The 12,851-nt window shown below is 70.5% G+C and carries 9 protein-coding genes; 7 read left to right on the forward strand and 2 right to left on the reverse strand.

Translation table 11 applies throughout. The features are described from left to right. Positions 1-106: 106 nt before the first annotated feature. Complete coding sequence (locus HQ308_RS15420) at positions 107-3,496, forward strand: ATP-dependent DNA helicase (RefSeq protein WP_222647045.1); 3,390 nt, start codon at positions 107-109, stop codon at positions 3,494-3,496. Further along, a complete protein-coding gene (locus tag HQ308_RS15425; protein ID WP_222647047.1) occupies positions 3,493-6,849 on the forward strand; it encodes an ATP-dependent DNA helicase in 3,357 nt (1,118 codons plus the stop codon). The genes HQ308_RS15420 and HQ308_RS15425 overlap by 4 nt, the downstream gene beginning before the upstream one ends. Here HQ308_RS15425 and HQ308_RS15430 read toward each other — a convergent pair whose 3' ends face one another. Next, positions 6,850-7,281, reverse strand: a complete 432-nt coding sequence (locus HQ308_RS15430) for a hypothetical protein (protein WP_261769633.1) — start codon at positions 7,279-7,281, stop codon at positions 6,850-6,852. Between the two features lie 159 nt (positions 7,282-7,440). Between HQ308_RS15430 and HQ308_RS15435 the strand changes: the two genes are divergently transcribed. Both HQ308_RS15435 and nudC read left to right on the forward strand, forming a co-directional pair. Further along, complete coding sequence (locus tag HQ308_RS15435) at positions 7,441-8,511, forward strand: TrkA family potassium uptake protein (protein WP_027506830.1); 1,071 nt, start codon at positions 7,441-7,443, stop codon at positions 8,509-8,511. Between the two features lie 87 nt (positions 8,512-8,598). After that, positions 8,599-9,474: an NAD(+) diphosphatase gene (gene nudC, locus HQ308_RS15440; RefSeq protein WP_056448061.1), complete on the forward strand. Its 876-nt coding sequence runs from the start codon at positions 8,599-8,601 to the stop codon at positions 9,472-9,474. Positions 9,475-9,494: 20 nt separating this feature from the next. On the opposite strand, the gene HQ308_RS15445 is transcribed toward nudC, so the two are convergent. Beyond that, entirely contained in the window at positions 9,495-9,722 is a 228-nt protein-coding gene (locus HQ308_RS15445) for a mycoredoxin (RefSeq protein ID WP_037186837.1), read from the reverse strand. A gap of 136 nt (positions 9,723-9,858) precedes the next feature. Between HQ308_RS15445 and HQ308_RS15450 the strand changes: the two genes are divergently transcribed. The 3 genes from HQ308_RS15450 to HQ308_RS15460 all read left to right on the forward strand — a co-directional run bounded on the left by HQ308_RS15450 (position 9,859) and on the right by HQ308_RS15460 (position 12,831). Then, on the forward strand, positions 9,859-11,988 hold the full coding sequence (locus HQ308_RS15450) for an ATP-dependent DNA helicase UvrD2 (protein ID WP_056695803.1): 2,130 nt from the start codon (positions 9,859-9,861) through the stop codon (positions 11,986-11,988). A gap of 89 nt (positions 11,989-12,077) precedes the next feature. Then, positions 12,078-12,335 carry a hypothetical protein gene (locus tag HQ308_RS15455; RefSeq protein ID WP_222647049.1) on the forward strand — a complete coding sequence of 86 codons (258 nt, stop codon included), beginning with the start codon at positions 12,078-12,080 and terminating at the stop codon, positions 12,333-12,335. Between the two features lie 151 nt (positions 12,336-12,486). Beyond that, positions 12,487-12,831: a WhiB family transcriptional regulator gene (locus tag HQ308_RS15460; RefSeq protein WP_155957109.1), complete on the forward strand. Its 345-nt coding sequence runs from the start codon at positions 12,487-12,489 to the stop codon at positions 12,829-12,831. Positions 12,832-12,851: the final 20 nt, after the last annotated feature.

A 12,851-nucleotide genomic window follows, 5' to 3' on the forward strand; every position in this document is an offset into this window, starting at 1 on the left:
TCCTGAGCGGTCGAGTGTCGACGCGGTGGCGGAACCGAGTCGGTCTCGGAGAGGGGGCTGTGTGGGAACTGGGGGTGTGTCGGACTCCCATGATGCAATGCGCCTCATGAACGACGACGGCGCGGGCACCACCGGAGACGCGGCTGTCACCCGTGGCGGTATCCGGCTGGTGCGCCGGACGCACCGTGTCGCGCAGGTGCGCACGTGGCCGCAGGAGTGTGCGCCGCTGGTCGCGCCGAGTGAGCCCGGCGACTCCCGGCCGTGGCAGGTTCTGGGCGGTCCGGGCACCGGGAAGACCGCGCTCGTCGCCGATGTGGCGGTGGCGCGGATGACGGCGCCGGGAAGCGATCCGGAGTCGGTCCTGGTGCTCACGCACTCGCGTCAGGCGGCCGTCGACATGCGCGAGCAGATCACCGCCGGGCTGTTGGGCGTGTCCTCCGAGCCCCGCGCGACACGCGAGCCACTCGTACGCACGGTGCACTCGTACGCCTTCGCCGTGCTGCGGTTGCAGGCGTCCGCCTACGGCAATCCGCCGCCGCGTCTCCTCACCAACGCGGAGCAGGACTCCGTGATCCGCGAGATGCTCCGCGGTGAGATCGCGGACGGCGCCGCCCGGTGGCCGGAGCGCGTGCGCCCGGCGCTCGGACTGGTGGGCTTCGCGTCCGAGCTCCGTGATCTCGTCCTGCGCGCCGCGGAACGCGGGCTCGGTCCGGAGGACCTGATCGCGTGGGGGCGGAAGCACTCTCGGCCCGAGTGGGTAGCTGCGGGCAAGTTCGCCGCACAGTACGAACAGGCGATGTTGCTTCGAGGATCGGTCGGCGTCGAGACTCCGGAGGCCACGTCGCCCGGACTGGACGCGGCCGAGCTCGTGGGTGCAGCGCTCACGGCGTTCGCGACGGATCCGGACCTGCTCGTCTCCGAACGTCGGCGCATCCGCCACGTGCTGGTGGACGATGCCCAGCACCTCGATCCGCAGGCGGCCCAGCTGGTGCGGCTGCTCTCCGCCGGTGCGTCGTCCACCGTCGTCGCCGGCGATCCCGATCAGGCGGTCTTCTCCTTCCGCGGCGCGGACGCGCACTTCCTCACCGATCTGGACGACGGGCACGGTGGTCGTCGTGTCGTGTTGTCCCGCAACCACCGTTCGGACTCCGGTGTCGGCTCGGTGCAGCGGGCGCTCACCGCGCACCTGTCCGGTCGGGTCGCACACCGTGTCGGCACGCAGTTCCGCGACGACAGGGCGGAGGACGTACACCCGTCGGCCGAGGAGGAGACCCGCGCGGTTCCGCCGGTGCGGGTGGTCGTCGCGTCCTCGACGGCGAAGGAGGCCACCGCCATCGCCGACACGTTCCGCCGTGCGCATCTCGCCGACGGCGTGCCCTGGTCGGAGATGGCCGTCGTCGTCCGCTCCGTTCCGCGGTCGCTGCCGTCCCTGCGTCGCGCGCTGCACGCCGCGGGGGTGCCGGTGGTGTCGTCCGCCACGGCCGTGCCCCTGCATCGGCACCGTGGTGCGGCTGCACTACTGCTCGCGATGCGTGCGGTCGCCGCTGCCCGGTGCGCACCCGAGCGGTCGGCGGCGGTGTTCTCCGACGACGCTGCGTTGGCACTGCTCGAAGGTCCCATCGGAGGGGCGGATCCGCTCGCCGTCCGCAGACTGCGTCGCGGGCTACGGCGGGGTGACGTGGCCGAGGGCGGCGAGCGGGACTCGTCCGTGCTGCTGCGCGCCGCGATGATCGGCTCCTCGGTCGACCCGCTCGTCGCACGTCTGTCCGACGTCGAGAAGGCACCGCTCACCCGCGTCCGTGCCGTGGTCACGGCCATCGCGAAGGCGGTGGGCCCGGCCGGTCGTCGCGTCGAGGACGCACTCTGGGCCGGGTGGCGTGCCACCAGGCTCGAACGCCGGTGGGTGGCGTCGTCCGCCCGGGGTGGGCCTCTCGGCGTGCAGGCAGATCGGGATCTGGACAGCGTCGTCGCGTTGTTCGACGCCGCGGCCGCGTACGTCGACGCACTCCCGCGCGGCACCCTGGAGGGGTTCGTCGAGTACGTCACCGACCAGGAGGTTCCCGTGGGCGACGGGCGGCGTCCCGCGATCGTTCCCGACGCGGTGCGGATTCTGAGTGCCCATGCCGCGGTCGGGCGCGAGTGGGACGTCGTCGCGGTGGCGGGCGTACAGGAGGGACTGTGGCCCGCGCTGCGCCCGCGCGGATCGCTGCTCGGGGTCGAGGCCCTGGTGGATCTCGCCGCGGGCGTCTCCGACGGCGATCGCGAGTTGGACGATCGGGTCTCGCGGACCGCACCGTTGCTCGCGGAGGAACGTCGCCTGTTCCTGGTGGCGTGCAGCCGCGCACGGTCGAGCCTGCTCGTCACCGCCGTCGACTCGGTGACCGGTGGCGCGGACACCGTGCGGTCGAGGTTCGTGGACGACCTGCTCGCGTCCGATGCCGTGCGGTACTCGGACGTCGACGAGAGCGACTCCGGTGCCGGCCCCACCGCGCCTCTCGGCCGGGTGCTCGCGCTGCCCGCTCTGGTCGCCGAGCTGCGTGCGGTCGTGTGCGACCGTCGTGTCGCGGAGAACGACCCCGACCGCCGTGCGCGCGCCGCACGGCACCTGGCGCGACTGGCGAGGGAAGGGGTGCGCGGCGCCCACCCGGACGAGTGGTACGGGCTGTCCGGAACCAGTACCGAGATGCCGCTGTGGGATCCGGCGGACGGGCCGGTGTCGTTGTCGCCGTCCACGGTGGAGGTGCTCACCGCGTGTCCCCTGCGGTGGGCGCTCGAACGCAACGGGGGCACCGACGGCGACACCGTGCACGCGGTCACCGGAACGCTGGTGCACACGCTGGTGCAGGCAGTGGCCGGTCGGGTGCCGCCGGACGAGGTGCGCAGAGAGCTGGAGAAAGCTTGGGTGGCAGTCGATCTCGGATCTGCGTGGTTCTCGCGCAAGGAGCTCGCACGTACCGCCACCATGATCGAGACGTTCCAGGAGTGGATGTCACGCTCACGCGGCGAGCTGACGGAGGCCGGTGTCGAGGTGCCGGTGGACGGGGTGTTGGAACCGCGCACGCCGGACGAGCCCGCCGTCGCGCTGCGCGGACGGATCGATCGGCTCGAACGTGACCCCGACGGACGACCCGTGGTCGTCGACGTCAAGACCGGTAAGAACGCGGCGACGGCCGCGGCGACGGCCGAGCACGCGCAGCTCGCGACGTATCAGGTGGCACTCGCCGCCGGTGCGGTCGAGGGCGAACCGGCCGGCAGTCCCGGCGGCGGGCGGTTGGTCTACGTCGCCAAGCCGCACACCAGGACCGGTGCCACCGAACGAGCGCAGGCAGCACTCACGGGGGAGACCCTCGAGCAGTGGCGCACCGTCGTCGTCGACGCGGCGCGTGCCACGCGGGGCCCGGTGTTCGAGGCTCGCGTCAACGACGGCTGTCGGCACTGCCCGATAGCGTCGTCCTGCCCGGCACAGGACAGAGGCAGGCAGGTGACCGAAGGATGAGAGACGTGGCCCGAGTGAGCCCCGCCGAGGTCGCCGTCGCTCTCGGCCAGTTCCCGCCCACCGACGAGCAGTCGGAGATCATCGCGGCTCCGCGCGGTCCGTTGCTGGTCGTCGCCGGCGCCGGTGCCGGCAAGACGGAGACCATGGCGGCGCGAGTGGTCTGGATGGTGGCCAACGGTCTGGTCCGGCCGGAGGAGGTGCTGGGCCTGACCTTCACGCGCAAGGCCGCCCAGCAGCTCACCACGCGCATTCGCCAACGGCTGGCCCGATTGGCCGGGTCCGACCTGCTGCGGCGTCTCGATGCGTCCGGTGAGCTGCGGCGCACCGTCCTGTCGGGCGAGCCCGAGGTGAGCACGTACCACTCGTACGCGGGCCGACTGCTCCAACGCCACGGCATGGTGCTGCCGCTCGAACCGTCCACGACTCTCGTGTCGGAGACCGAGCTGTGGCAGCTGGCCCACCGCGTGGTGGCCGCATGGGACGGCGACGTCCCACTGGACCGGGCACCGGCGTCGATCACGGAATCCGTGCTCGCTCTGTCCGGTCAGCTCGCCGAGCACCTGGTCGAACCGGGCGACCCGGGAGAGGCCCACACAGAGCTCGAGAAGCTGATCCACCATCTGCCACCGGGCCCGAAGCAGAAGAGCGGCGGTCCCACCAAGGACCTGCTGGGCATACTGCAGGTGCAGGAACACCGGCTCGATCTGCTGCCCCTGGTGGCGCGGCTCCACGAGGTCATGACCCGTGACGGACTGCTCGACTTCGGGCGGCAGATGTCCCTGGCCGCCCGTGTCGCGGCGGACCACCCGGACGTGGGCCGCGACGAGCGCACGCGGTGCCGGCTGGTGCTGCTCGACGAGTACCAGGACACCGGTCACGCGCAGCGGGTCCTGCTGTCCTCGCTGTTCGGGGGTGGCCGTGACGCCACTCTGACGGTGACCGCCGTCGGCGACCCGATGCAGTCGATCTACGGCTGGCGCGGTGCGTCCGCCGCCAACCTGCCCCGGTTCGGTACCGACTTCCCACGCTCGGCGCGCTACCCGGCCCCGGTGCGTCAGTTGTCGACCAGCTGGCGCAACCCGCCCGAGGCGCTCGCGCTGGCCAATGCGGTGGCTGCCCCGTTGCGCATGCGCGGTGTCGCGGTGGACGAGTTGCGCGCGCGTCCCGGTGCGGTGCCCGGCGATGTCCGGCTCGCGCTGACCACCACGGTGGACGACGAGCGCCGGTGGATCGCCGAGGCGATCGCGCGGGAGTACCGCACGGCGCGGGAGGACGGGCGCACTCCGCCCACCGCGGCGGTCCTGGTGCGGCGCAACGCCGATGCGGGGCCGATGGCCGAGGTTCTGCGCGGCGCAGGCCTGCCGGTCGAGGTCGTCGGACTCGGTGGGCTGCTCCGGACGCCCGAGGTCGCCGACCTCGTGGCGATGCTGCGGCTGGTGAGCGACCCGCTGGCCGGCAGCGCCGCCATGCGCGTTCTCACCGGCTCGCGCTGGCAACTGGGTGCCGCCGATCTGCGTGCCCTGTGGAGGCGAGCGCGGGAGATCGCGGCGCACACCGGCCGCGGGCGGACGGGCACGGTCACCGACGCCGAGGAGTTGGGGCGCGCGCTCGAGGACGGCATGCCCGGGGAGCGATCGGAACAGTCCGGGCTGGTGGACGCCCTGGCGGATCCGGGCGACCCGTCGCGCTACTCCGAGGCGGGACATCGGCGCATTCTCGCCCTCGGCGGGGAACTGCAGTCACTGCGCCACCGGCTCGGTCAGCCACTTCCCGATCTGGTCGCCGACGTCGAGCGAGTGCTCGGGATCGACGTGGAGGCGGGGGCGCGTCGTCCGTCGGGGGACGCGGGCGGGCGCGAGCATCTCGACGCCTTCGCCGAGGTGGTCGCGGAGTACGGCGATCAGCAGACGGCGACTCTCACCGGGCTGCTGTCCTTCCTGTCCGCCGCCGAGTCCGTCGAGGACGGCCTCGCGCCCGGCGAGGTCGACGTCGACCCGCACCGGGTGCAGGTGCTCACCGTGCACTCCGCGAAGGGTCTGGAGTGGGAGGTCGTGGCGGTACCGCACGTCTGCGAGAGCGTGTTCCCGTCCACCAGGTCGTCCGCGTCCTGGTTGGGCTCGGTGGCCGAGCTACCGCCGTCCCTGCGCGGTGACAGGGCGATTCCGGGTGACGACGCCGGGGGCGTCCCCGTTCTCGATCTCGAGGGCGCGACGCACCGCGGCGACATCGCCGACGCCGTCACCGAACACAAGGCTGCGCTCGCACGTCGCCGACTCGACGAGGACCGACGGTTGTTCTACGTCGCCCTCACGCGCACCGAGCGGGTGTTGCTGGTCTCGGCGCACCACTGGGCTCCCGGCGCCTCGTCGCCGAAGGGTCCCTCGTCGTTCCTCGCCGAACTGCACGGCCTCGTCGAGACCACCTCGGCGATCGGCGGCGCGGAGATCGGGACCGTGCAGCACTGGGAACCCACTCCGCCGGACGGAGCCGACAACCCCTACGCGACAGTCGAACTGACGGCACTCTGGCCGGCCGATCCACTGGGTGCCCGCCGTGAGGACGTGATCATGGGGTCTGCAGCCGTGCGCGCCGCACTAGTCGAGTCGGCATCGGTCGAGGAATCGTCGTCCGAGAATCCGGACGACGACGATCCCGACGGGTGGGCGCGTGACGTCGAACTGCTTCTCGCCGAACGTGATGCGGTGTCGCGGCCGGAAACCGACGTCGTCGTGCCCGACACCATGTCGGTGAGCCAGGTGGTCCACCTCGTCGCGGATCCGGACGCCCTGGCATCGACGCTGCGGCGACCGGTCCCGTTCGCGCCCAACCCCTTGGCGCGTCGCGGCACCGCGTTCCACGCCTGGGTCGAACGACGCTTCGGGGCGACCCGCCTGCTCGACCTGGACGAGCTGCCCGGCGCGGCGGACGGCGCCTCGGCCGCCGACACGGACCTCGAGGAGCTGCAGCGTGCGTTCGACGCGTCACCGTGGGCGTTGCGCAGTCCCGTCGAGTTGGAGGTCCCGTTCGAGACGTCGGTCGGTGGAGTCGTGTTGCGGGGACGGATGGACGCCGTGTTCGCGGACTCCGACGGTGGCTGGACGGTGGTGGACTGGAAGACCGGCGCGCAGCCGACACCGGCCGAGGAACGTGCGGTGGCGATCCAGCTCGCCGCCTACCGACTCGCCTGGGCGGAGCTGATGTCGGCGACCCGCTCCGAGCCGGTGCCCCTCACCACGGTGCGGGCGGCCTTCCACTACGTGCGATCGGGAGTCACCGTGTCTCCGACGGATCTCCCGGACGCGGAACGGTTGGCGGAGATCATCTCCACGGCGGGCGCGGACCCGGCGACGTGATCAGCGCGCGTCGCGGTACACCTTCCAGGACTGCGTGATCAGCGGGATCTGCAGCGGCAGTCGAGCCACGACCCCCACCTTCATCGCGGTCGAGGTCTTCTCGCTCTGCAACCACGACGCGGCCATCTGCAGGTTGGCCGGGAACACGGCCACGAAGAAGGCGGCGGCCGCGGCGCCGGTCAGGCGACGAGTGCGGGGAACGATCAGTCCGGCCGCCAGTCCGAGCTCCGCCACTCCCGACACGTACGTGTACGTCCGCGGTGATCCGGGGAGCACGTGCGGCACCTGGGAATCGAACGGCGCCGGTGTGACGAAGTGCAGGACACCGGCTCCGCCGAGGAGGACCGCGAGTCGCTGCGCCGCCGTGTCCGCCGCCCGTCGGCGCGACGGGAGTCGAACGGAATCGAGCAGCGGCAGGGTACGGAGCGTCATGGTCGCAGCCTGCACCATCGTCTGCTCGTTGCCAACAGGACGGTGGAGCGCCGGAGTTCTGCAGCGACTGATGGGGGTCGGCGGCTCGATGCTCCGATACAGTCACGGCAGCCGACGAGGCGGATCGACGACCACGAGCGACGGACGAGGACCACATTCATGGCAGGACGGTTGCGGAATCGGCTGCTGAACACCGACACCGGACTCACGGATCGCCCCGACTTCGCACTGGTGGGTGTCCTGCGGATCCCGGAGTTCGAGCAGAGCCCCTGGCGGGCGATCTACCAGCGCATCATCATCGCGCTCGCCACGCTCTTCGTGGCCGCCATGGTCGTCTACGTGGACCGGGACGGGTACGCCGACAACCAGGACAATCAGCTGTCCTTCCTCGACGCTTTCTATTACACGACCGTGTCGCTGTCGACCACCGGCTACGGCGACATCGCGCCCATCACCCCGTCCGCGCGCCTGGTGAACATCCTGGTCATCACGCCGCTGCGCGTCTTCTTCCTGATCCTGCTCGTCGGCACCACCCTGTCAGTGCTCACCGAACGTTCGCGCCAGGCGTTCAAGATTCAGCGATGGAGGCGCAACGTGCGCAATCACACCGTGGTCGTCGGGTACGGCACGAAGGGTCGCACCGCGATCGCCGCGATGCTCGGAGACGGGGTGTCGGCCTCGGACATCGTGGTCGTCGACACCGATCAGTCGTCCCTGGACGCGGCGAGCAACCTGGGCCTGGTGACCGTGCAGGGCTCGGCCACCCGGTCGGACGTCCTGCGCCTGACCGGTGCTCAGTACGCCGCGTCGATCATCGTCGCGACCAACCGGGACGACACCGCCGTGCTGGTGACGCTCACGGCGCGGGAGATCGCGCCCAAGGCGAAGATCGTGGCCGCGGTGCGCGAGGCGGAGAACGTGCATCTCCTGCGCCAGTCGGGCGCCGATTCCGTGGTGGTCTCCTCGGAGACCGCCGGGCGACTGCTGGGTATCGCGACGACCACGCCGAGCGTCGTGGAGATGATGGAGGATCTGCTGACCCCCGAGGCGGGCTTCGCGATCGCCGAGCGCGAGGTCGAACGCGACGAGGTCGGCGGATCGCCCCGCCACCTGTCGGACATCGTGCTCGGTGTGGTCCGTGACGGTCGCCTGGTGCGGGTCGGTTCGCCCGAGGTCGATGCGATCGAGGCGGACGACAGACTGCTCTACATCCGACGCGTCTCCAACTGACCAGCCGCACTGCGGTGCACCGGATCTGCCGCCGTCGGACCCGGTCAGTAGGGTCGTGACGTGTCCTTCCGACTTCTGTCCGAGCCCATGCTCTCGCGTTCCCCGATCGACCGCGCCGAGGAATTGCGTCGCGACGACGCGGCACTCGCCGCAGGGTGGCCCACCGCACGGCTGTTGCGCGTGGACAGTCAGGGTCGCGTGCCGGTCGAGGACGGTCGAGTGGCGCTCGTACCGGCCGTCGACACGGCGGACTCGCCGCCGGAGGACGCGGTGTTCCTGGGAGTCGTCGACGACCACCACGTCTGGGCGGTCTCCGTCTCCGCACTCGCCGGCGAGGTGACGGATCTGCGGTCGTTCGGCGACGTCCTCACGGAGTCGTCGGCGGGGCTGGTCGTGACGGCGGTGGCGTTGTTGAACTGGCACCGGTCAGCGGCGTTCAGTGCGCGCGACGGATCACCGACCGTGCTCTCGTCGGCGGGGTGGTCCCGCACCAGCACCCTCACGGGCCACGAGGAGTGGCCTCGGTCCGACCCCGCGATCATCGTCCTCGTGCACGACGGGGCGGACCGCGTCCTCCTCGCACGCCAGCCGATGTGGCCGGAGCGTCGGATGTCGGTGCTCGCCGGTTTCGTGGAGGCGGGGGAGTCGCTCGAGACGTGCGTGAGCCGCGAGGTGGGCGAGGAGGTCGGTCTCGACGTGTCCGACATCACCTATCTCGGCAGTCAACCCTGGCCGTTCCCGCGCTCGGTGATGATCGGGTTCGCGGCGCGCGCGAACGCCTCACAACCGCTGTCGTTCAACGACGGTGAGATCGCGGAGGCGCGATGGTTCACCCGTGACGAGGTACGCACCGCCCTCGCCGCCGGGGACTGGAGCGCCTCGGAGGACGCTCCGCTCCTGCTTCCGGGAAGCATCTCCATCGCCCGCGCGATGGTGGAGTCGTGGGCGGCGCTCGAGTCCTGACGAACGCGAGCGCCCACGCCTCAGTTCAGGCCGATGGCCTTCTTGACCTGCGCGAGGCTGGGGTTGGTCGCAGTGGAACCGTCGGCGTACTTCAGAGTCGGCACGACGTGGTTTCCGTTGTTGACGCTTCCGACGAACTCGGCGGACGCGGGATCCTTCTCGATGTCGATCTCCGTGTAGGCGATGCCGTTCTCGTCGAGCTGCGTCTTGAGACGTCGGCAGTAGCCGCACCAGGTCGTCGAGTACATCGTCACTGCGGGCACGTGGGCTGTGTCTTTCTGCTGTGCTGTGGTCACGCAACTCTCAACGCGGAGTCATCGACGGTTGTTCCGATCGGGCGGTGGGCGCGCCGGCGGTGTCGGTGCGGGCTGACATGATGGCCACGTGAACGACAGGGATGCGGTGGAGGGTCTCGACCCCGAACAGTCGGCCGCCGTGCTCGCTCCGCGAGGCCCCGTGTGTGTGCTCGCGGGTGCAGGAACCGGCAAGACCAGGACGATCACCCGTCGCATCGCCCACCTCGTCGCGGACGGGCACGTCAAGCCGAGTCAGGTCCTCGCCGTCACGTTCACCGCGCGGGCTGCGGGGGAGATGCGCGAACGGCTCCGCGTCCTCGGTATCCGGGGGCAGTCGTCCGACGGGCAGGTGCAGGCGCGCACGTTCCATGCCGCCGCGATGCGGCAGCTCAAGTACTTCTGGCCGCAGGTCGTGGGAAACACGGACTGGCGTCTGCTGGATCGCAAGTTCGGCGTCGTCGGGCAGGCCGCCTCCGCTGCCGGCGTCTCGACGTCCACCGACAGTGTCCGCGACCTGGCGGGTGAGATCGAGTGGGCCAAGGCCTCGCTGATCGCGCCCGAGGACTATCCGGCCGCCGCCGCACGACTGCACCGCGACACACCGACCGACGCGGATCGTGTCGCCGCGGTCTACGAGGGTTACGAGGAACTCAAGAACCGCGATCCCGATGCTGTGCTCCTCGACTTCGACGATCTGCTGCTGCACACGGCGGCGGCGCTCGAGAACAGCCCGTCCGTCGCACAGGAGTTCCGCGAGCGGTACCGGTGCTTCGTCGTCGACGAGTACCAGGACGTCACTCCACTGCAGCAGCGTGTGTTGGACGCCTGGCTGGGCGATCGGGACGACCTGACGGTGGTCGGCGACGCCAACCAGACCATCTACTCCTTCACCGGGGCCACACCGCGGTTCCTGCTCGACTTCTCGCGGCGGTTCCCGGAGGCGACGGTGGTGCGCCTCGAGCGCGACTACCGGTCCACGCCGGAGGTCGTCGGGCTCGCCAACAAGGTCATCGGCGCGGCGAAGGGGCGCATCGCGGGGACACGGCTCCAGCTCATCGGACAGCGCGCGGCGGGACCGGACCCCACCTTCGTGGAGTACGACGACGAGGTGTCCGAGGCAGCGGGAGTCGCGCGCACCGTTCAACGGTTGATCCGTACCGGCACGGCGCCGTCCGAGATCGCTGTGCTCTATCGCATCAACGCTCATTCCGAGGCGCACGAGAAGGCGCTGACGGATCTGGCGATTCCGTATCAGATCCGCGGCGGCGAGAGCTTCTTCCAGCGGCAGGACGTCCGGTCGGCCGTCGCCGCCGTTCGATCGAGCGCCGCCCGAGACGACCTGCCGTCCGACGCACGCAGCGGGGCCGGCCTGCCGCGGCTCGTGGAGGCGGTGCTGGCTCCACTGGGACTGTCGGCGACGGAACCCAACGGTGCTCAGGCGCGGGAGAAGTGGGCTGCGTTGCGGGCTCTCGTCGCGCTGACCGAGGATCTCGTCGTCCAGGTACCCGATCTCGATCTCGAGGGACTGGTGCGTGAGTTCGCGATGCGCGCGGAGGCTCGGCACCCTCCGGTGGTGGAGGGGGTGACGCTGGCGTCACTGCACGCCGCCAAGGGACTCGAATGGGACGCGGTCTTCCTCGTCGGTCTCACCGACGGCACGCTGCCCATCAGTCACGCTCTGGGAGACAACAACTCGTCGCCCGACGAGGCCGCGGTGGAGGAGGAGCGTCGCCTGTTGTACGTGGGTGTGACGCGCGCCAGGGAGCACCTCGAACTGTCCTGGGCGCTGGCCCGTAACGAGGGCGGTCGCAAGTCGCGTCGGCGTTCGCGGTTCCTGGTCGACCTGGTTCCCGAGTCGTCGCCCGCATCGCGCATCGCCGCACCCACCGTCCACAAGAAGCGGCCGGTCTGCCGTGTGTGCGGCAAGCCCGTCATCGGCACGGTGGCCACCATGCTCGGCCGGTGTGAGAACTGCCCGTCCGACGTCGACATCGCTCTGCTCGAATCCCTGCGGACCTGGCGGTCGGAGACGTCGAAGGCGCTCAAGGTTCCTGCCTACGTGGTCTTCAGCGACAACACGCTGACGGCCATCGCGGAGCAACGGCCACGCGACGATCGCGGGCTCGTCGCGATCCCGGGTATCGGGGCGAAGAAGCTCGAGCGGTTCGGAGCCGACGTCTTGGCGCTCGTCGACGCCCGTCTCTCCGCCACCGAGTGAGCGCATCTCCGCAGGTCGAAAAAGGGTTGTGCGGTCTGAGGCAGCCGTTTACTGTGTATTTCGTACCGCGCGCCCCGTGAGGGTTTCCGGTGCGTGACCTGCTCGATTCCGACTCGCCGCCGAAGGAGGTGTCACCCGTGGAGATCTACACCACCGCAGCGCTTCTGCAGCAGAAGTCTGCCGTCTGCAGCACCGGCATGAACAAAGCCGGCGCAGGCGCAGTCGCCGAAGCAATCGCACTGAGCACGACCGGTTTCGGAGTGGCACCCTTGCCGCGCCGTCACCGCGAGCGCTGGGCGCATCGCGCATCCGTGGGCACCGGAGTCGATCGGGACATCACTCGATAGGCACCGCACAGCATTCCTTCGTCGAAGGCCACGGATTCGCACCTGCGAACCGTGGCCTTCGTCGTGGGACACCCCTCGACGCCGTTCACGGATCTCGCCAGATCTGTCGAGTTCGACACCACCGTGAATCGCAGCAGAAGAGGAGAACGACGTGTCACCCGCCACCACCCGGACGACATGCCGCACCGACGACACCACGACCGATCGGTCCGTGGCCGCCATCGACGACTTCGTCGCAGATCAGTTGCCGTGCCGCCGAGCCGATCCGGATCTCTGGTTCGCCGAGTCGCCCGACCGTCTCGAACGCGCCAAGCAGCTGTGCGCACACTGCCCCATCAGGTCGGGGTGCCTCGACGCGGCGCTCGACCGTGCCGAGCCGTGGGGAGTGTGGGGCGGCGAGATCTTCGATCAGGGAGTCGTCATCGCGCGCAAGCGGTCTCGCGGCCGTCCCCGCAAGAACCCGGTTTCACCCGCACCGTCCGTCGTCTGTGCTTGACGGTCGGTGCGGGTGTCGCC

Source organism: Rhodococcus sp. BP-241, from assembly GCF_019836145.1.
In the GTDB taxonomy this organism is placed as follows: Bacteria; Actinomycetota; Actinomycetes; order Mycobacteriales; family Mycobacteriaceae; genus Rhodococcoides.